The organism is Bacillus sp. FCW2, from assembly GCF_021228595.1.
GTDB classification, from domain to species: Bacteria; Bacillota; Bacilli; order Bacillales; family Bacillaceae; genus Bacillus; species Bacillus velezensis.
The window spans coordinates 430,894-449,030 of record NZ_CP089436.1 but is presented as its reverse complement, the minus strand read 5'-3'; the positions used below and the strand labels follow the sequence as shown (position 1 = coordinate 449,030).

The following is an 18,137-nucleotide window of genomic DNA, read 5'->3' as shown; positions in this document are numbered from 1 at the left end:
GTCCTCCTTTTTCATCAGGGCAACTTTTTTCACTTAATAAAATGATATGTCGGACGCGAAAAAACGGAACGTGCCATACGCTTTATTTTTCTTTATAGGATATTTGTTCGATGTTCAGCAGCACCGCTTTTACATCCGTCTTCGTGCCCGCGTATCCCGTTAAGGCGCTGTTTTTGCCGATTACCCGATGGCACGGGATCAAAATCGGCAGCCGGTTTCGTTTATTGGCTTGTCCGATGGCGCGCACCGCTTTCGGTTTTCCGATCGCTTCAGCCATATCGCCGTAGCTTCGGGATTCCCCGTAAGGAATCATCGTCAGCGCGTTCCACACCCTTTCCTGAAAGGGTGTGCCTTTTTGTCTCAGAGGCAGAGAGAATTGCTTTCTTTCTCCTGAAAAATATGATGCCAGCTGCTGTTTCGCCTCCGACAGCAAAGCGGTTTCGCACGGCTTTACGCCGGGCGCGTCTTTCCGCCATTCCTCAAAATCTTCCACGGTGAGAAACAGGCCGGTAATAAAGCTCTCTTCCTCTGTTACGATGACGGTTCCAAACGGCGCTCTTACACTTGTAAAACAGATCATTCCCCGCTCCTTCTTTCTTCCGTATTCTGCCGGACCGGAAGCGTCAAATGAAAAACGGTGCCCTTCCCTTCTTCACTTTCCACATGAATGCGGCCCTGATGCTCTTCGATGATTTTATAACTGACCATGAGGCCGAGGCCCGTTCCCCTGTCTTTTGTCGTGTAAAATGGTTCACCCAGACGTTTTAATTTGTCTTCGGAAATGCCTGTTCCTTCATCTTGAATAGAAATCAAAATGTGGTCTTGATCAGAAGACTGAATGGTCACGTAGATATTGCCGCCACCCGGCATGACTTCAATGGCGTTTTTTAAAATATTGATAAACACCTGTTTTAATTGATTCGGTTCACAGTAAATCGGCGGGATGTTTCCGGTCAGGTTCAGATGGATCTGCACATTGACAAGATTGGCCTGGGCATTCAAAAGATCAGCCGTGTCTTTCATAATCTGCGTCACGTCTTTTTCTTCATATAATATCGCCTGGGGTTTCGCTAAAATTAAAAATTCAGTGATGATAGACTCGATGCGTTTTAATTCTGAGGTAATGACGTTAAAGTACAGAGAATATTCGCCTTCAATGCTTCCTTGAAGAAGCTGAATGAACCCTTTCAGCGCCGTCATCGGGTTTCTGATTTCGTGGGCGATGCCCGCCGCCAGCTCCCCTACAACATGAAGAGTATCGGATTTCCGCAGCCTCTCTTCAAGCTCTTTGGCCTCTGTGACATCTTTAAAGATGGCCAGATTCATATTTTGAATGATATTTCTTTTGAAGGAGAATTCCAGTTTGCGGCTGTCGCTGCTGCTTAACAGGAAGGGGATTTCATTATCCATTCCTTCTAAATCAATCTTTCTGGCGGGAACACCCGCGTTTTCAATATCAAATAAAGAAAGAATATCCGGAACGGTGTACGCTCTCAGCTCCTCATCCGGCATACCAAGTATACGGCTTGCGAGAGGATTCGCGTCAATAATGCGGAATTGGTTGTCAAATAAGACCTTGCCGTCCATTGAGCCGTTGAATACTTTTCTGAATTTCAGCTCGCTTTCCCGCAATTCTTTTTCCATCCGCTTACGATCGCTGACATTTCTTAAAATGGTTAAATGCTGACCTTCAAGTATGGTTCGTTTTGATGTGAATTCCAGCTCTTTAAATTGGCCGTTTGCCATCTGAAACAGCATTTCTTCACGGATTTCCCCGTATTTTTCATATTTCTTCTTAATTTGCTTGTATTTTTTCTGCGGATCAACGATAAACGTACATAAATTCGTCTCCACCAGCTTATCCATCGGCAGTTCGAAAATGCGGCACGCCGATTCGTTTGCTTTGGCAATCTTTCCGTCATCAGACCAAATGACAATCGCGTCCATGGCGTTTTCAAAAATTTCGCGGAATCGCTCTTCGCTTTTAAAGAGTTTCAATTCCATCAGCCGTTTCTCTGTTATGTCTCTCATAATGGACATGTAGAACCCGCTGATTAAGTTGGACGTAATCGTAAATTCAAACAGCTTCTCTTCGCCGGACCGAAGCTTGACGGGCAGTTCTCCTTTGGCGTTTCCTTTTCTACGGAGGGTTTCCCAGATTTCTTTCAGATGCTTTTTGTTTTCTCCGTCGGTAAAATGGCGGAGCGACAGATGGGACAATTCATTCTGGCCGATCTCAAAGCTTTTGCAAAAAGAGAGGTTCGCATCAATAAACCCGCCGTCCTTATCAAACAGCACGATGCCGTCGACAGCCCTGTCAAACAAATCTTTAAACAGCTGCTCGTTCATGGAGAATTCGCGCTCTAATATTTTTTTAGAGGAGATATCCCTCATCACCACAAAAAAATAATCCTCCCCAATTCCGTCTCTGGCGAGGAATTCAATGTATTTCGTCGCGCCGCTGTCAAGCTTAATCGGCACCTCTTTCCACAGATGGCCTTTTTTTAAAAACTTTTTCACGGCCTTATTCAGTTCTTCCTGAGGCACGGAATATAAAAAATCCAGGACGGAGCGGTTAATGAGGTTCTCTGCCTCAATCTGCATCATCCGGGCCGCAGCCTCGTTCGCCTGGACGATTTTCATTTCCTTATGGCATATAAAAATGGCATCAAGCGTGTTATTCATAATCACGTGATACCGGTTCAAATCACTCTTCAGGCGGTCATTTTCCTCTTTCATCCGCTTCAGCTGCTCTTTCAGCGACTCGTTTGTTTGCAAATCCAGAGTTTCAGCCATTCAGTACACTCCTTCTTCAAAAACCTATCCTTCAATATTTCTACAAAATACCTCATCTTCCTTCATTCGCCCTATACATTTCAGAAAATTTCAATGATATGACAAGTTAAAGTCTTTTTCTACGATCCTTACCTCCCCGTTACATCATCCTAACAATCCCTTTTGTCCTCCTTCAATTTTTTGTTTTTTATTTTAAAATGAACACCAACAGGAAATAATCATGCAGTGGATGATTTTTGAAGAGAAGGTGATGCTATGACAAAATCGCGAGACAGTTACTTTGACAACGCCAAGTTTATCTTGATTTTTCTGGTAGTGTTCGGCCATATCCTCCGGTCATTTATTAACGGAAATGAGTTTATGCTCCATCTCTACAAATTCATTTATACTTTTCATATGCCGGCCTTTATCCTGGTTTCCGGCTATTTCGCAAAAAACTTTAAGCGGACAGGTTATGTGAAGAAGCTGGCTGTGAAGCTGATTATTCCGTACCTGATTTTCCAGGGCATTTACTCAGTTTTTTACTATTTGATTCAGGATGAAAGCATGGCAAGCGTCAATCCGATTGATCCGCAGTGGTCTCTCTGGTTTTTAGTCAGCTTATTCTTTTGGAATCTGCTGCTTTATCCCTTTACGAAGCTGCCGAAAATGTGGGCGCTTGGGGCGAGCTGCGGGCTTGCCGTCATGATCGGGTATCTTGATTTTATCAGCAGCACGCTGAGTCTTTCACGGACGTTTGTTTTTCTTCCGATGTTTCTCGTCGGGTTTTATTTAAAGAAACAGCACTTTGATTTGCTTCGGGCTAAAAGAGGCAGGCAGATTGCCGCGGGCGTGCTGGGGATTGTTTTCCTGTTATGCTGGTGCATTGACTTTGATTACTCGTGGCTGTTCGGATCGGAGCCTTATTCCACATTCGGCACAGTGTCGCTGTTGAGCGGTCTGTCGCGCATCGGCTGGTATGTTTTGGCCTTTGCCGCCACTTTCAGCTTTTTGGCGCTCGTTCCGCAAAAGCGTTATTTCTTTACGAAATGGGGGACGAGAACGTTTTACGTATATCTGCTGCATGGATTCATTATAAAAACGCTGCGGCAGATCGGGCTTGAAGATCACTTGTCTGATTACCAGAATTTAGTCATTCTCTTAATGTTAACGGCCGCTCTTACGTCCATTCTCTCCAGCAATGCGGTGAAAACGGCCGCACAGCCGTTTATTGAGCTGCGGATAACCGGCTTGCTTGAAGCGGTGAAAGGAACAAGAAACGGTGCTTATTCGAAATAATGCAAAATACCTCTTAAGCGTTGCCGCCTAAGAGGTGTTTTTTATTGTTTGCCGTCTTCTTTTTTCTTTGGCTTCGTCTGTTCAAGCGTTTCAATCCATTTTCCGGCGTTATAATCACCGAGCTCGCTTGCAAACTCTTCTTCAAGCAATTTAGGGTCCATCGGCTTTTTATGGTTTTGCATGTCTTTGCTGTGGCGGTTTTTTTTCGTCATGTTACTCGCCTCCTTGTTTGCCGTGTTTTGATTTGCGGTTTGCGCCTCTCAGTCCGGGATCACCGTCATATTGTGTTTTGTATGCATCTTTGTCCATGCTCTCAGTCGGTGTGTTGTTGTTGGTTAAAGCTTCATTCTTTGCTGCTTTGCGTTTCATTTGATTTCCTCCTTCTGTCAGCAAATCTGTTTTGAATTCATCAAGCATTTTTTTCAAGTCGCGCACTGTCACGTTTTTGGCCTCATCAATGAGTTCATAGCCGATCTGTCCGTTCGGCTCAAGCAGCACATATTTAAAATCTTGAATGTCTCCGAGGCCTTCCTGCCTGATCCTCATTGACAGCTGAGCTTCGGTAAAACGCATTTTTTTTAAGTTTTCCGGGATGATTTTTCCGTTTCTGACAACGGCGACGGTTTTTCCTGAAAATAAAAACTCAAAAAAGCTTGATTTGATTTCTAAATATTCCATCAGGATTAACACCGCAATAAAAATCGCCGCCGCGAAAATGGTTTCCCATAAATTATGTTCAATAAACGGCTGAATAATAATCGAGCCGATCGAAATCATGATGACTGTCTGGGTCACCGACAGCTGGCTGATTGATTTCCGTCCGGCAATCCGCAATAAAAAGGTACCGACCGCTATCATAACTACCGACTTCCAAAATACGGCAAACAATGACGTCACCTCTTTACAAGTAGAATCTCCAAAGAAACTGTTTCCACACATCCATTTTACGGCAATAAAAAACACCGCTTTCTGAAAAGCGGTGTCAGCCGATAATCATTCTTTCCTTCGGATAGTGATAATTTGCTTCGATTTCTTTTCGGCCGATCAAATAAAGGAACGTCAAAATGCCGATCCGGCCGATAAACATCACAATCATGATCACGCATTTTCCGATGTCGCTTAAATGCGGAGTAATCCCGAGCGACAGGCCGGTCGTTCCGAAAGCGGAACACACTTCAAAAAGCAGTCCGAGCAGCGTCTGATTTTTCTCCGTCACGGCCAGAATCAGCGTCGATCCGAACACGAGCAGAATCGCCATCATCGTAACGACCAGCGACTTCATGACATCAGCCTGGTGAAGCTCGCGTTTAAAGACCTTGACCGCTTTATTCCCCCGGGCAAAATGAAACAGAGCAAGAAGGTTAAGCGCAAACGTCGTCGTACGGATTCCGCCGCCGACCGAGCTCGGTGATGCGCCGATAAACATGAGGGCACAGATGAAAAATAATGTCGGCGCCGACAGCTGGCTGATATCAATTGTCGCAAGCCCGCCGCTTCGCGTAGCGGTTGATTGAAAGAGACATAAAAATAAAACATCATGCCAGCTTTTCCCCTTCATGACATGGCTTGCTTCAAGCGCGTAAATGCCCACGGCTCCGAACAAAACGAGCATTCCGAACGTAACGGTCGTAATTTTCGTAAACAGCGTGAATGAATATCTGCGCTGTTTTGAAAACAAAAAGTCCTTTACTTCAACGAGCACCGGAAAACCGATCGCACCGAAAATAATCAGAAGCATCGTAATAAACTGCACGAAATAGTCATGTCTGAACGGGACGAGTGAATTTCCCGTAATATCAAAACCGCCGTTTGTCGTGGCGCTGACGCTCGCAAAGAATCCGTGCAAGTATGCCTGTTCAAACGAATCATAATACGTTAAAAAATATGTTCCTAAGATGATGCCGCCTAAAAACTCGATTAATAAAATCAAAAACAGCACTTGCTTCATCAGGTTGACGATACCGGAAAACTGCGATTGATTCTGATCCACCATGATGAGCTTCCGTTCCCGCAGACCGATCCGTTTGCCCATAATGAGCCAGACGAATGTTCCGAGCGTCATGATGCCGATTCCGCCGAATTGAAGCACGAAAGCCAAAATGACAATCCCGGCCGTGCTGAATGTATCAGCCGTGTTGACGACCGTTAAACCGGTGACACTGACTGAGCTGACAGCCGTAAACAGCGCGTCTATAAACGACCAGCTGGCCCCTTGTTTGTGGGCGGCCGGCAGACTTAGCAAAATAAATGCCACCGTCACAGCAAGAAAATAATATAATGCAATCAGCTGTGCTGGCGACAAGATCTGTATGAATTTCTTCAGTTTTAATTTCATAAGATAGTTCCTTCTGCCTCTCAAATGTAGTACGTAATTATTCTAATGATATTGGGAGAATTTTTAAAGGTCTTTTTAGAAAGATTTTTCATTACCTTATGTAATTTGCCGATCTTTAAACAAAAAACCTCTGAAACGATTGTCAGAGGTTTTGTTGATTATTTTGCTTCCAGCCTGCGAATGCGCTCATCGAGATCAGGGTGTGTGGAGAACAATGACGAATGCTTTTTGCCATTAATTTTTAACGTCTGCACTGCCGTTTGGTCTTCTTCATTCACATGTCCTGTATAAGACTTCAGCGTACGCAGGGCGTGAATCATTTTATCCTTGCCGGCAAGGTCTGCACCGCCGCGGTCAGCGTGAAACTCTCTGTGGCGCGAGTAGGCGAAGACAACAAGACTGCCGAGAATGGAAAAGATAATCTGAAACACGATCATCGCGATAAAATGAACGACCGGCGCGAGGTCTTCTTTGACGAAGCGGCTTGCAACCCATGCCGCGATTCGGGAAAGGAATACGACGAACGTATTGACGATTCCCTGCAGCAGCGTCATCGTGACCATATCACCGTTTGTGATGTGTGCGACTTCATGGGCAAGAACCCCTTCCACCGCAGCATCATCCATCTGCTGCAATAAACCTGAAGAAACCGCGACAAGCGAACGGCGCTTAGAAGGCCCGGTCGCAAAAGCATTGACCTCCGGGGAATGATAAATGCCGACTTCAGGCATTTTCGTCATCCCTGCGGCACGTGACAATCTGTGCACACGGTCAACCAATTGCTGCTCTTCATAGCTGAGCGACTGTTTCTTCGGATTTAACACCCGGACGCCCATCATCGTTTTGGCCATCCATCTGGACATTCCGAGAGAAATAAAAGAACCGACAAAACCGACGACAAGACTGAACACGAGCAATGCCATCAGATCAATGCGGCCATTTTGTATATACGAGCCGACACCGGTAACGCTTGTAATAATCGTAAGCACAATTCCGATTGTCGTAATGACCAAAAGGTTCGTTAAAATAAACAGAAATATTCTTTTCGCCATAATTACCTCCGTCTTTTTTAAGATCAAAAGAACTTATTTACTTAAATTATAAATGATCTGTTTGAAAATGCAACAATTTCGACGTATGATGTTAATGTAATTCTCAGTGATATTAAAAAGTGAACACGTAATCAATCAGAGGTGAACCATGAACACGTTTAAACTGACCCGAACTGATATGGTCCGGCTTCTTTACGCATTAAAAGGCCAAGGAGACGCAACCCCTCTCCAAATCTTATTGCAATCAGCGGATATGACCTTGGATGAAGCGGAAAGCCGTCTGCATATCCCTGAATTTCTGACGAGATTCGAACGAAAAAAAGAGAAAAAGGAATACGGGCTTTCAACTAACGAGATTGTCGAGCTGGGAAATCTGTGCGAGCTGACGTCTTTAAAATCAACCGCCGTCCAAAACTGGGTGAAGCGCGATATTAAAGATTTAATCGGCCACCCCTTACTCGGCAAAAAATATACAATTGAACAAGCTGTCATCCTTCTCATTGTACGTGATTTAAAATCAATTTATGACTTCGAACATATACGCGGCATATTAAAAATCGCTTTTAACACGATCACAGACAGATCAGACGACGTCATCAGCCCGATCAGCTACTATGAAAGCTGCGCCCAAGTGATTGATTATCTTCATCATAAGGCAAACCCGCCGATGAAGGAAACGAGCCTGCAGGAGCTCGTCGAAGAGCAGACGGACAAGCTCAAAGGCTGCTTTAAAGAACTCGGAAGCGGACAATGGAACAATATCAGATCCATAATCGCCGTCACGGTGCTCTCCGTTTTGACTTTCCATATTCAAGCCTCAGCCTACAAAATGATCAGCCATTTATTATAATTCATAACGCTTCTTCGCCCCGGTGTCTGCGCCGGGGTTTTTTTGCTGTACAACAATTGCCAGCATAATCAATACCGTTCCGTTTGAAACTAAAATGCGAAAACACATCTTGCCAGAGAAAAGGAGATGAAAAAGATGGCGAGCAGAAATAAACTCTTAGTTCCAGGGGCTGAGCAGGCACTTGACCAATTTAAATACGAAGTGGCTCAAGAATTCGGCGTGAACCTTAGTTCTGATACAGCAGCACGCGCAAACGGCTCTGTAGGCGGGGAAATGACAAAACGTCTTGTACAGCAGGCTCAATCACAATTAAACGGGAAAAATCAATAATGCAGCTTATTCGCCGGGACTTCTCGGCGAATTTTGATATTTATCGGCATTCTCCTTTCCGTGCCGGTAGCCGTTCGGATTCCTTCGGTCTGACGAATCTTCATGATGCCGATAGGATTCCCAATGTTCATTGCGATCATGATTCCAGTAATGATTGTAATACTTTTGCTTAGGCTCTTTGTCATTTCCGTTTTCCTGAGGATTTTGTGTTGGGGGCTGCTCTGTTTCCCCATCTTGTTCCTTCTGTGTGTTTTCCTCTGATCCGGAAGCTGCATTTTTTTCGGTTTGCTGATTGCCGTCCTGACTGTCCGGCTTCGCTTCTTCCGTACCGGGCGTTGTTTCATTGTTTCCCGGCTTCTCTGCTGCCTTTTCTTCATCAGGAGCTGTCTTTTCATCAGCCGCCGGCTTATCTGTGTCCGGCTGCTCGCTTTGATCAGCGTCTGTTTCGGTATCTTTTTGATCTGTTTCATTGCCGTCGGTTTGCTTTTCAGGCTGTTTTTCTTCTGTTTTCTTTTCGTTTCTTCTTATGTAGCTGCCTGTTGACATCCCTTCCTGTTTTGCTTTTTCTCTTGTTTCCATATCAGATTCAAGCGATTGGACCTGGTAGGTGCCCTTATATTTTTCAGTCATGTCGGCCAGCTGTTTTTTAACGCCTTTTTTATATGTATTGTCATCTGTATTTTCATAAACCGTGGAAATTAAAATCTCTTTTGATTCCTTTACATATCCATGCTTGCTGCAATCGGTAATAATATTACTGATGACTTCCTTAAAATCGCTGCTTTTCCAATCTCCGATGTCACTGATGACCTGTTTGGCGTCATGGTTCAGCGGTGTCAGTTCAATGACTTCATATTTGCTGTTTAAAGCCATTTCAATACTGGGATTAATGTCAAGCGTCATATACGCGTAAGCTTTGTTATCCGAAAAAACCGGGAGCAAAATTAAAATAAACAAAATAATAGCAGTCATCGTAAACACTCCCAATTTAAAAGGGCGCAGTTTCAGAAAATCAAAAAAGCTGGCCCTTCTTCCCATACGCGTTTCGCCTTCGAACGTAATTTCCTCTCCGATTTCACAAGTGCGGTGATCATTTTTTGTTTTTAAAAATTGTCCGTCAGGGGTTAGCAACGTGACGAATTTTTTATTTTTCTCTACTATGATCCCTCTTCTCATGAGTGCAACACCCCTTTAAGATAATCTTTTAAATAAATATAATCACCGGTAATAATAATACTCATGGCGATAATATATTTTCGGTTCCGTTCGATCGTTTTTCTGCTGACCGACACGAGTTGCTCCAGCTGTTTGACAGGAAGCTGTTTTTTCTGGTGCAAAATGGACGCCAGCTCTTCATTTTCAACAAGCGTGTAGGCTACCTTAATCGCATTCTGCCTCGCATCTGTATGCTTCGGCGATTGTTCCAGCAGCTCTTTAAAAGACAGCCCGTATTCTTTCAGCTGCTTCTGAAAAAAAAGAATTTCTTCCCGGCGCTGTTCCTGTTCTATCTGTTTGCGGTATTCATCAATGGAAAGCTCCGCTTCGATAAGGCTCTGCGAAGATTCTTGGTCGTCGCCTTCCTGCACATCCATATTGATATGCTGAGCGGTTCTTGCTTCTTTTCTGATATAGTCTATCACTTTTCTTTTTATAATCAGCTCTGCAAATGCAAGCAGCGAATTACCTTTTTCAGCCGAATATTTTTCAATGGCTTCGTTAAACGCGATCAGCCCGATGCTGAATTCGTCGTCTTTTTCATCTATATATCGTTTACAAACGGATGAAACCGTCTTCGCGATAAAAGGCTTATATTGCTGTATTAAATCGTTCTGCAGATCTTTGTCGCCTTTTTGTATTTTTTCAACAGATGTTTCAAGCGTTTGCTTCTTTTTTCCCAATTTAAACAAAAGGCTAAGCACTGGTTTCACCTCAGTTCCTCCCTATAACTACTCATAATCATAGCTAATTTAGTAGGGATTCGCAAAGGAAGAAAAAGAGAAATCGATTTCATTTGTCTCAATTATGACAAGCCAATAAGACGTACTATACATGATTTCGTGCCCCCATGCAGAATTAAGGGGGTTTTCTCTGTGTTTTTTGTAACAATGCTGTTATAAAATTGTTATCATATGTCTTAAATGTAAGCGTTTCAAACAAAAAAGGGAACCTGCTTTTTAAAAAGCCAGACTCCCTTTTTGATCATTTTACGCGTGTTCTCTTTTTTCCGATTCCGCGCCAGACTCTATTTGTTTTGCTCCTGACATAAACCATCCGCAAACCGCGATGGCAGCCAGAACCGCCCAGAAAATGATTTTCCAGGCCGCCGAATGGATGACATCTGCCGGAATGATACCGAGTTCCTCATGGGCCAATGTATAAAGAGCGAGCTTTACGCCTACCCATCCGACAATCACAAATGCCGCCGTTTCAAGGCCCGGCCTGGTTTTCAGTAAGGATACGAACATTGATGCCGCAAAACGCATAATGATTAAACCGATTACGCCGCCGGCTAAAATAACGAGAAACTGACCGCCGTCCAAGCCGCCGATGGCAGGAAGCTCTGTTCCCGGGAGTGTTACGGCAAGCGCGACCGCCGCTAAAATGGAGTCAACGGCAAAAGCGATGTCCGCGAGCTCCACTTTCAAGACAGTCTGCCAAAACCCGCTTTCTTTCTGCATTTTCTGACCGGCGTTATCTTTAAATACATACCGCTTCAGCAAATGGCTGACCGCAATGTAAAACAGATATAAAGCGCCGACGGCCTGGACCTGCCAAACATTCACCAGAAAAGAAATGGCGAACAGCGACCCGAAACGCAAAATAAATGCACCCGCCAATCCGTAAAATAAAGCCTTCTTCCTTTGTTTTTCAGGAAGATGCTTCACCATCACAGCCATCACCAGCGCGTTATCCGCCGCCAAAATCCCTTCCAGCCCGATTAAAACGAGAAGAACCCATCCATACTCCAATAATAATGCAAAGTCCAATCCATTCCCTCCGTTTCTTTTTTCTATCATCCGAGCTTATACCGGCGGTTTTTTACGCAAAAAAGACCTTTGCCGATATAAGGCAAAGGTCTTGCTAGACATGAATGATTGGCATGCCAACAAAGCCGATGGATATGATCCATGAATTGACGACTTTGTTTCCGGAATATCCGGACGCTACTCCCCTTTGGGATTTCAAGAAATATTTGTTTATACGCTCATGATAAAGCCTGTTTCACCATTTGTCAACGCTTAACTTTTTTAACAAATTGAGAAATTTTTTCTGTTTTGGCCCGCTGTTTTCTTCTCTTTAAAGACATCCAAAGAATGAGAAGCAACACAATGAATATACCGAGCGGCAGCATATATTGATCGAGAATGGAACCGACGCTTTTCCAATTTTCCCCGAGTTTCATTCCGAGGTATACGTAAGCAAATGTAATCGGCAGCATCGCTGCATATGTATATAGGGAGAACACCCAGACATTCATCTTCGCAATGCCGCACGGCAAAGAAATCAGCGTCCTGACCCCCGGTATAAAACGGCCGCTGAACGCGACCAAACCTCCGTGCTTCTGAAAGAAATCATCTGATTTCTGCAGGGATTCGGGTTTTATCCATATATACTTTCCATATTTCAGCAAAAACGGCCGACCGCCCAGCCTGCCGATTCCATATAAGACAAGCGGACCTGAAACACCGCCGAGCGAACCGGCAAACACGGTCCCGGCAAGCGTCATATCCCCTTTTGAGACCCAATAGCCCGCAAGCGGAAGAACAATTTCCGCCGGGATGAATTCTATACTGAGCGCCAAAAAAATCCCGGCGTAAGATAAGCTTTTAAACGCCTCTATTATTGATATGATGAAATCTTCGATGATCTATCACTCCCGGCTTACGTCTATATTCCGAAACTTAAGAATGATTTTAACACAAAACCTTGAGGCTGAAATATCTTTTAGACATGCCCGTTATAAATGTGAGTCGTTTCAGATCGGTATAGCGGGAGGGAATAAGCGCAATACAACGTCCCGCCTGTCTCCTGATTGCTTGTCTGGCGGCGTTTACATCACTGAAGATCTCCGGAAAAGTTACCCTTCGCGGTAAGCGGCAGCTGACCGTGAATTCAGCATATGGGCATTGCGTTTTGCCGGGATCTTTTCCATCACCGGATCTGTTTTTATGGGAGCGGGAAATTCTCTCAGGCATTACATGGGAATGCGTGGGCATTTCCCGGGGAATGATTTTGTATAATCTTTTTGATTACCACTGATGATTTTCAGGGACTTCAGCGCTTTAAAGAACTTACCGATTCACTGATTGTAAATAGAGAATTCATTTGCTTTTCAGCCGACCATTTCCGCCTGAGGAAATGGAACAGCCGCTCCATGAAGCGCCGCAACACCCATAAGTTGCTACACATGGAACGGACCCGTTTATCCACAATAAAGACAAAAAGGAGTTTTTATTCATGCACACGATGTGGAAGGGTTCGATCAGTTTCGGTCTCGTCAATATCCCGGTCAAGCTCTTTGCGGCCACTGAAGATAAAGATATAAAATTCCGCAGTCTTCATAAAGAAGACCATGCGCCGATTAAATACGAAAAAATCTGCACCGGATGTGAAAAAAGTCTGGAACCTGATGAAATCGTGAAAGGCTATGAGTATGTAAAAGGGAAATACGTCATTATGACAGACGAAGACTTGAAAGACGTAAAACAGGAACATGAAGAAAAAGCGGTTGAGATTGTTGACTTTGTCCAGCTGCAGGAAATTGATCCGATTTATTTTAACCGGTCGTATTATGTCGGGCCGGGAGATAACGGCACAAAAGCCTATACACTTCTGCGGGAAGCGCTGAGGACGACGGGTAAAATCGGGATTGCCTCCATTACGATCCGCTCTAAACAGCAGCTTGCGATTCTTCGCGTGTATGACAACTGCATCGTGATGGAATCCATTCATTATCCGGATGAAGTCAGAAATGCCGGACATGTGCCGGGCGTTCCCGAGCAGATAGCCGTTAATGAAAAAGAGCTGCAGACGGCGATTACGCTAATTAATGAACTGACAACCGAGTTTGACCCGGAACAATACGAAGACACATACCGGAAAGCCCTTCTCGCTAAAATTAACGATAAGCTCGAACATGAAGAAGCGGGCGTGACACCGGCTGCTGCCGGCCCGCGCGAAGATGTCATTGATCTTGTCAGCGCGCTTCAGGCAAGCATTGACCGGACGAAGCGGCCGGATCGCGAACAGGCTGCACCGGCGCGGACAAAAGACGCCGCGTCAGCAGGCGGCGGAGGCAAAAAGCAAAAGACGACCAGACAAAAAGCCGGAATGTCTTAATCATGGTGCTGACGATGCAGCCGATTTTGACCTCTGTACCGCCTGAAGGCAGTGAGTGGCGCTATGAGGTAAAGTATGACGGATTCCGCTGTCTTCTCCGCATAGACGAAAGCGGCGTTACATTAACCAGCAGAAACGGACAGACGCTGACGAATCAATTTCCGGAAATCACGGCTTTTGCGGCCCGGTGTTTTCAGCACATGAAAGACAGGTTCCCCATCACGCTTGATGGAGAGCTTGTCTATTTAATCAATCCGTACAGAGCGGACTTTGAGCATCTTCAAATCCGCGGACGTTTAAAACGGACGGAAGCAATTGAAAGCACCGCTGATAGACGGCCGTGCCGCTTTCTGGCATTTGATCTCCTCGTTCTGGAAGGCGCCGGCACCGTCTCATTACCGTATGTGAAACGGAAGCGCGCCCTTTCCAAACTGTTTAAAGAAGCAAATCTTCCCGCCTGCCCTCATCACTTAGCGGAAGAAGCGATTCAATACATTCCGGAGCACACTGATTTTGATGCGCTTTGGGACAAGGTCGTCCGCCATGACGGAGAAGGTATCGTAGCAAAAAGAGCATCAAGCGGCTGGGCGGAAAATAAACGCTCTCCCGACTGGCAAAAGTATAAACATATGAAAACGGCACACGTGCTATTAACCGGGTTCAATCCGAAGAACGGGTATGTAACAGCCTCTGTTTTAAAAGACGGCACCGCCGTCCCGATCGCTTCCGTTTCCCACGGCATGCAGGCGGAAGAAAAAAACGCCGTCAGAACCATTATGGAGACCCACGGAAAAAAACTGCCAAGCGGCGAATATACACTTGAGCCTTCTATCTGCATGACCGTGCAGTATTTAACCATATTGCAGGACACGCTGCGTGAAGTATCTTTTGTGTCTTTTCAGTTTGAAATGGATTGGACGGAATGCACGTATCAGCAGCTCACCCTCCGCTCTAAAACGCTGCCGCCGAAGCTGCAGTTCACAAGCCTGGATAAGATCGTTTTTAAAAAACGTGAAAAAACGAAAGCAGATTTCCTTAGTTATATGGTGAAAATGAGCGATTTTCTTATGCCCTTTCTTAAAGATCGGGCCGTCACGGTGATCCGTTATCCGCACGGCGCGCCTGGCGAATCTTTTTTTCAAAAAAACAAACCGGACTACACGCCGGACTTTGTCTCAAGCGTGTTTGACGGGAGCCACGAGCACATCGTATGCAGCAGCATACCGTCACTTCTATGGCTGGCCAATCAGCTGGCGCTTGAATTTCACGTTCCGTTTCAGACAGTGCATTCTGAAAGACCCGCAGAGATTGTCATTGACCTTGATCCTCCGTCAAGGAATGATTTTCCTATGGCAGTGGAGGCTGCGCATGTGCTGAAACAGCTGTTTGACTCATTCAGCATTACGTCATTCCCGAAGCTCTCCGGAAATAAAGGCATTCAGCTCTACATCCCGCTTTCACCGGAAGCATTCAGCTATGAAGAAACCCGTGCGTTCACAATGCTCATCGCCGATTATTGCGTCAGGACGCGCCCGGATCTTTTTACGACAGAGCGGTTTATCAAAAACCGAAACGGCAGGCTCTACCTAGATTATTTGCAGCATGCCGAAGGGAAAACCATTATCGCCCCCTATTCGACCCGGGGCAACGAATTGGGAACGGTTGCGGCTCCCCTTTATTGGAGCGAAGTCAACTCCTCTTTAACACCTGATGATTATACGATCGATACAGTAGTGAACCGCGTCAGGACAGAGGGAGATCCGTTTTATGATTTTTACCGGAATCCGCAGGACGGCCCGCTTTCAATCGTGCTTGAGCAAATCAAGAGGAAGAGCTGACGCTTTTTGTCAGCTCTTTTCAGTCTGATACGTGCACATCAATTTTTCTTTGGAAATAAATAAATAGCAGGAGTAAGGAATGTTTTTGAGGGTGAGCTGTTTTGCAGTAAAGTATAAAATCGGAATATGGGCCGCTTTCTTAAACAGCCTGTAGCAGCCGCTGGACGGTTTTATCACATCAAAACCGAGTCTCGCCGCTCCTTTATGAAGCATTGTAATGCCGACGACTCCCTTAATCTCGTCTTTCCGTTTATGCTGGTTAATATAATCCGCTAAATGAGGCATGGATTGATATACCTTCTGATATAGCATAATCCCCCTTCTGACCGCGCTTTCAATAGGCTGCAGCTCTTTCAGGAGTTTGACATTATGAAGATGAATCTTAACTAACACGTCGTTTTTTTTAATTCTGGTTCCGTCGCTCAGGATGACTTCTTTTCCTTTATATCTTGTCAAACGGACGCGGAATACATTCGATTGCCGTTTATCAATCAGCGTCAGCCGGGTAAAGAAGAAATAAAGCGGATCAAGTAAGTACCATATAGACAGCAGACAGCTTCTCACATGTTCACCTTCTTTATATTCAAAGCACCCTCATATTTTGGCATGGGGCATGTCACATTATGATTGGTAAATAATGATGCCGACCTGTATCAGCTTATGCAAAAACCGCTTCAGGCTCTACTGTCCGGAACAGAAAAAAACACTCTTCGTGAAGAAGAGTGTTTGTATCCGCTTTCTTTTAACGGAAAAGCAAATGCTGGCTGTGAATTCCCGCTTTTTTCAGTAAGGCTATCAGCTGTTCCTGTTCCTCAGGCATAAGTCCTGAAAACGCTCTCGCAATTCTCAATGAATGAATCGGATAAATTTTATCCAAATACTCGTTTCCTTTATCAGTTAAATGGGCGTAAACAGACCGTTTGTCCTTCGGGTCTTGTTCTCTGACCAAAAACCCGTTTCTTTCAAGCTTGTCGATGACATAGGTGACATTCCCGCTGACAAGCAAAAGACGCGACCCGATTTGCTGAAGCTTTTGCGGTCCTCTCGTATAGAGCAGCTCCAAAACGGCAAATTCAGTCGGATTAAAACCGTGTTCTTTACTGTCGCGGATGCTGTGTTCAGACACACTCTTGAAAGCCCTTGCAAAAACTTTGTACAAATTCATCGAACGCATCACTTCTTCTTCGTTAAATGATAATCTCATCATATCTACCCCGTATTTAAGATTTTTATAAAAAAATAATGTAAACCCTTACAATTCATAAGAGTCGTTCTTTGTTTTATATTCTATTCGTGCCGTTTTTCAGAATTCCTTCTTTTTTATATAAAAAAATACCCTTATACATCATTTAATTTGTATAAGGGTTCCGTTCTTTATAGGGAATGTTCCGAAAAAAATACGCGTATTCCTTTCTCAGCTCCGTAATTGTCATGGAATTGAGTATTTCTTTCGTATAGACTCCGATCTGCAGAAGCTTTTTGGAATAATGGTTTCTCTCTTTGTCCAATGCATTTTGAAGCAAACGACTCATGGCGGCCTCCTTTGTTTTCCGTTATTCTATGATCAGAATAACGCTTTTATATCAAAGACGTATAAAGCCATTGTAAAACTTCTGTAGATTATGATGTTTTTCGGTAAAGTCCGTTCTGGACGGCTCTGAGCAGCGGAAAAGCGTGTTCCCCGGCAAGCTGCATGAACGCCTCCAGCATTTCATCGCGTTTCATATCTAATTCAATGATTTCTTTTGCCAGCGAAACCGCTTTTTCTTTCTCCATTCCTATCCTTCCTCCTCATTGTGTCTGTACAGTAAGCATAAAACGGGGCAAAGGACCATGCATTAACCTTGTCAATTTTTCTGCCGCTTTTTTTCTAAAATTTTCTATTCCGCGTCAGAAAACCTGACAAGCGTCAGGTTTTTTCTCTTTTTTTCTTATATAATATGAGTAAAAGACATCCAGGGGTGGAAAAATGACGACAGACGAACAATCTTACAAAGATAAAAAAGTAATCTCGATCGGCATTGTAAGCGAATTAACCGGATTGTCAGTCAGACAGATCAGATACTATGAAGAACGGAAATTAATCTACCCGCAGCGTTCATCACGGGGAACGAGAAAGTATTCCTTCGCGGACGTTGAGCGGCTGATGGATATTGCCAACAAGCGGGAAGACGGCGTGCAGACGGCTGAGATTTTAAAAGACATGCGAAAAAAAGAACAGGCTCTCAAAAACGACCCGCAGCTCCGCAAAAAAATGCTGGAAGGACAGCTTAATGCTCATTTTAAGTATAAAAACCGCTGATCAAAAAAGTCCGCCT

General features: G+C 44.6%; 20 protein-coding genes. 6 read left to right on the top strand and 14 right to left on the bottom strand.

Annotated features, from left to right (window positions below):
• Nucleotides 1-82: 82 nt before the first annotated feature.
• Together K3G25_RS02460 and K3G25_RS02455 are read right to left on the bottom strand one after the other, a co-directional pair.
• Nucleotides 83-580 (bottom strand): methylated-DNA--[protein]-cysteine S-methyltransferase, encoded by a 498-nt coding sequence (locus tag K3G25_RS02460; RefSeq protein ID WP_021493786.1) that lies wholly within the window; start codon nt 578-580, stop codon nt 83-85.
• Nucleotides 577-2,796: a PAS domain-containing sensor histidine kinase gene (locus K3G25_RS02455; protein ID WP_021493787.1), complete on the bottom strand. Its 2,220-nt coding sequence runs from the start codon at nt 2,794-2,796 to the stop codon at nt 577-579. The genes K3G25_RS02460 and K3G25_RS02455 overlap by 4 nt, the downstream gene beginning before the upstream one ends.
• Nucleotides 2,797-3,051: 255 nt before the next feature.
• On the opposite strand from K3G25_RS02455, the gene K3G25_RS02450 reads away from it, so the two are divergent.
• Nucleotides 3,052-4,074: an acyltransferase family protein gene (locus K3G25_RS02450; protein ID WP_014417570.1), complete on the top strand. Its 1,023-nt coding sequence runs from the start codon at nt 3,052-3,054 to the stop codon at nt 4,072-4,074.
• 41 nt (nt 4,075-4,115) lie between these two features.
• Here the strand turns inward: K3G25_RS02450 and K3G25_RS02445 are convergent, their stop codons facing one another.
• From K3G25_RS02445 to htpX, 4 genes are all read right to left on the bottom strand, one after another.
• Entirely contained in the window at nt 4,116-4,286 is a 171-nt protein-coding gene (locus K3G25_RS02445) for a hypothetical protein (RefSeq protein WP_007610936.1), read from the bottom strand.
• Nucleotide 4,287: 1 nt separating this feature from the next.
• Entirely contained in the window at nt 4,288-4,962 is a 675-nt protein-coding gene (locus tag K3G25_RS02440; RefSeq protein WP_021493789.1) for a DUF421 domain-containing protein, read from the bottom strand.
• Between the two features lie 94 nt (nt 4,963-5,056).
• Nucleotides 5,057-6,409, bottom strand: coding sequence for a TrkH family potassium uptake protein (locus K3G25_RS02435; RefSeq protein WP_007408478.1), 1,353 nt, complete (start codon nt 6,407-6,409; stop codon nt 5,057-5,059).
• A gap of 158 nt (nt 6,410-6,567) precedes the next feature.
• Nucleotides 6,568-7,461: a protease HtpX gene (gene htpX / locus K3G25_RS02430; RefSeq protein WP_007407207.1), complete on the bottom strand. Its 894-nt coding sequence runs from the start codon at nt 7,459-7,461 to the stop codon at nt 6,568-6,570.
• A 148-nt stretch (nt 7,462-7,609) separates the two neighbouring features.
• Here htpX and K3G25_RS02425 point away from each other — a divergent pair, with 148 nt between their 5' ends.
• Both K3G25_RS02425 and K3G25_RS02420 read left to right on the top strand, forming a co-directional pair.
• A complete protein-coding gene (locus tag K3G25_RS02425) occupies nt 7,610-8,311 on the top strand; it encodes a DUF1836 domain-containing protein (RefSeq protein WP_012117404.1) in 702 nt (233 codons plus the stop codon).
• Between the two features lie 135 nt (nt 8,312-8,446).
• Nucleotides 8,447-8,641, top strand: a complete 195-nt coding sequence (locus tag K3G25_RS02420; RefSeq protein WP_003154717.1) for an alpha/beta-type small acid-soluble spore protein — start codon at nt 8,447-8,449, stop codon at nt 8,639-8,641.
• 6 nt (nt 8,642-8,647) lie between these two features.
• Here the strand turns inward: K3G25_RS02420 and K3G25_RS02415 are convergent, their stop codons facing one another.
• The 4 genes from K3G25_RS02415 to K3G25_RS02400 form a co-directional block, all read right to left on the bottom strand.
• The gene (locus K3G25_RS02415; RefSeq protein WP_014417566.1) at nt 8,648-9,817 is read right to left on the bottom strand and encodes an anti-sigma factor domain-containing protein; all 1,170 of its coding nucleotides are present in this window, start codon (nt 9,815-9,817) and stop codon (nt 8,648-8,650) included.
• The gene (gene sigI, locus K3G25_RS02410) at nt 9,814-10,569 is read right to left on the bottom strand and encodes an RNA polymerase sigma factor SigI (RefSeq protein ID WP_003154719.1); all 756 of its coding nucleotides are present in this window, start codon (nt 10,567-10,569) and stop codon (nt 9,814-9,816) included. Before sigI ends, K3G25_RS02415 begins: the two co-directional genes overlap by 4 nt.
• A 276-nt stretch (nt 10,570-10,845) precedes the next feature.
• Nucleotides 10,846-11,628, bottom strand: a complete 783-nt coding sequence (locus K3G25_RS02405) for a TerC family protein (protein WP_059367117.1) — start codon at nt 11,626-11,628, stop codon at nt 10,846-10,848.
• A gap of 245 nt (nt 11,629-11,873) precedes the next feature.
• The gene (locus K3G25_RS02400; protein ID WP_404977504.1) at nt 11,874-12,509 is read right to left on the bottom strand and encodes a DedA family protein; all 636 of its coding nucleotides are present in this window, start codon (nt 12,507-12,509) and stop codon (nt 11,874-11,876) included.
• Nucleotides 12,510-13,099: 590 nt separating this feature from the next.
• Here K3G25_RS02400 and K3G25_RS02395 point away from each other — a divergent pair.
• Together K3G25_RS02395 and K3G25_RS02390 are read left to right on the top strand one after the other, a co-directional pair.
• Nucleotides 13,100-13,981 carry a non-homologous end joining protein Ku gene (locus tag K3G25_RS02395; RefSeq protein WP_172869181.1) on the top strand — a complete coding sequence of 294 codons (882 nt, stop codon included), beginning with the start codon at nt 13,100-13,102 and terminating at the stop codon, nt 13,979-13,981.
• A 2-nt stretch (nt 13,982-13,983) separates the two neighbouring features.
• Complete coding sequence (locus K3G25_RS02390; RefSeq protein WP_205160653.1) at nt 13,984-15,819, top strand: DNA ligase D; 1,836 nt, start codon at nt 13,984-13,986, stop codon at nt 15,817-15,819.
• A 9-nt stretch (nt 15,820-15,828) separates the two neighbouring features.
• Here K3G25_RS02390 and K3G25_RS02385 read toward each other — a convergent pair whose 3' ends face one another.
• From K3G25_RS02385 to K3G25_RS02370, 4 genes are all read right to left on the bottom strand, one after another.
• On the bottom strand, nt 15,829-16,383 hold the full coding sequence (locus K3G25_RS02385) for a YkoP family protein (RefSeq protein WP_007407215.1): 555 nt from the start codon (nt 16,381-16,383) through the stop codon (nt 15,829-15,831).
• 178 nt (nt 16,384-16,561) lie between these two features.
• Nucleotides 16,562-17,026: a MarR family winged helix-turn-helix transcriptional regulator gene (locus K3G25_RS02380; RefSeq protein WP_007610911.1), complete on the bottom strand. Its 465-nt coding sequence runs from the start codon at nt 17,024-17,026 to the stop codon at nt 16,562-16,564.
• Nucleotides 17,027-17,168: 142 nt separating this feature from the next.
• Nucleotides 17,169-17,351, bottom strand: a complete 183-nt coding sequence (locus K3G25_RS02375; RefSeq protein ID WP_003154731.1) for a Fur-regulated basic protein FbpA — start codon at nt 17,349-17,351, stop codon at nt 17,169-17,171.
• Between the two features lie 88 nt (nt 17,352-17,439).
• Nucleotides 17,440-17,595: a hypothetical protein gene (locus tag K3G25_RS02370; RefSeq protein WP_003154733.1), complete on the bottom strand. Its 156-nt coding sequence runs from the start codon at nt 17,593-17,595 to the stop codon at nt 17,440-17,442.
• Nucleotides 17,596-17,788: 193 nt separating this feature from the next.
• On the opposite strand from K3G25_RS02370, the gene tnrA reads away from it, so the two are divergent.
• Nucleotides 17,789-18,121 carry a MerR family transcriptional regulator gene (gene tnrA, locus K3G25_RS02365; protein WP_003154734.1) on the top strand — a complete coding sequence of 111 codons (333 nt, stop codon included), beginning with the start codon at nt 17,789-17,791 and terminating at the stop codon, nt 18,119-18,121.
• The last annotated feature ends 16 nt before the right edge of the window (nt 18,122-18,137 follow it).

Coding starts and splice junctions, on each gene's coding strand:
- K3G25_RS02460 (WP_021493786.1), bottom strand. CDS start 580: ATGATCTGTTTTACAAGTGTAAGAGCGCCGTTTGGAACCGTCATCGTA.
- K3G25_RS02455 (WP_021493787.1), bottom strand. CDS start 2,796: ATGGCTGAAACTCTGGATTTGCAAACAAACGAGTCGCTGAAAGAGCAG.
- K3G25_RS02450 (WP_014417570.1), top strand. CDS start 3,052: ATGACAAAATCGCGAGACAGTTACTTTGACAACGCCAAGTTTATCTTG.
- K3G25_RS02445 (WP_007610936.1), bottom strand. CDS start 4,286: ATGACGAAAAAAAACCGCCACAGCAAAGACATGCAAAACCATAAAAAG.
- K3G25_RS02435 (WP_007408478.1), bottom strand. CDS start 6,409: ATGAAATTAAAACTGAAGAAATTCATACAGATCTTGTCGCCAGCACAG.
- htpX (WP_007407207.1), bottom strand. CDS start 7,461: ATGGCGAAAAGAATATTTCTGTTTATTTTAACGAACCTTTTGGTCATT.
- K3G25_RS02425 (WP_012117404.1), top strand. CDS start 7,610: ATGAACACGTTTAAACTGACCCGAACTGATATGGTCCGGCTTCTTTAC.
- K3G25_RS02420 (WP_003154717.1), top strand. CDS start 8,447: ATGGCGAGCAGAAATAAACTCTTAGTTCCAGGGGCTGAGCAGGCACTT.
- K3G25_RS02415 (WP_014417566.1), bottom strand. CDS start 9,817: ATGAGAAGAGGGATCATAGTAGAGAAAAATAAAAAATTCGTCACGTTG.
- K3G25_RS02395 (WP_172869181.1), top strand. CDS start 13,100: ATGCACACGATGTGGAAGGGTTCGATCAGTTTCGGTCTCGTCAATATC.
- K3G25_RS02390 (WP_205160653.1), top strand. CDS start 13,984: ATGGTGCTGACGATGCAGCCGATTTTGACCTCTGTACCGCCTGAAGGC.
- K3G25_RS02380 (WP_007610911.1), bottom strand. CDS start 17,026: ATGATGAGATTATCATTTAACGAAGAAGAAGTGATGCGTTCGATGAAT.
- K3G25_RS02375 (WP_003154731.1), bottom strand. CDS start 17,351: ATGAGTCGTTTGCTTCAAAATGCATTGGACAAAGAGAGAAACCATTAT.
- K3G25_RS02370 (WP_003154733.1), bottom strand. CDS start 17,595: ATGGAGAAAGAAAAAGCGGTTTCGCTGGCAAAAGAAATCATTGAATTA.
- tnrA (WP_003154734.1), top strand. CDS start 17,789: ATGACGACAGACGAACAATCTTACAAAGATAAAAAAGTAATCTCGATC.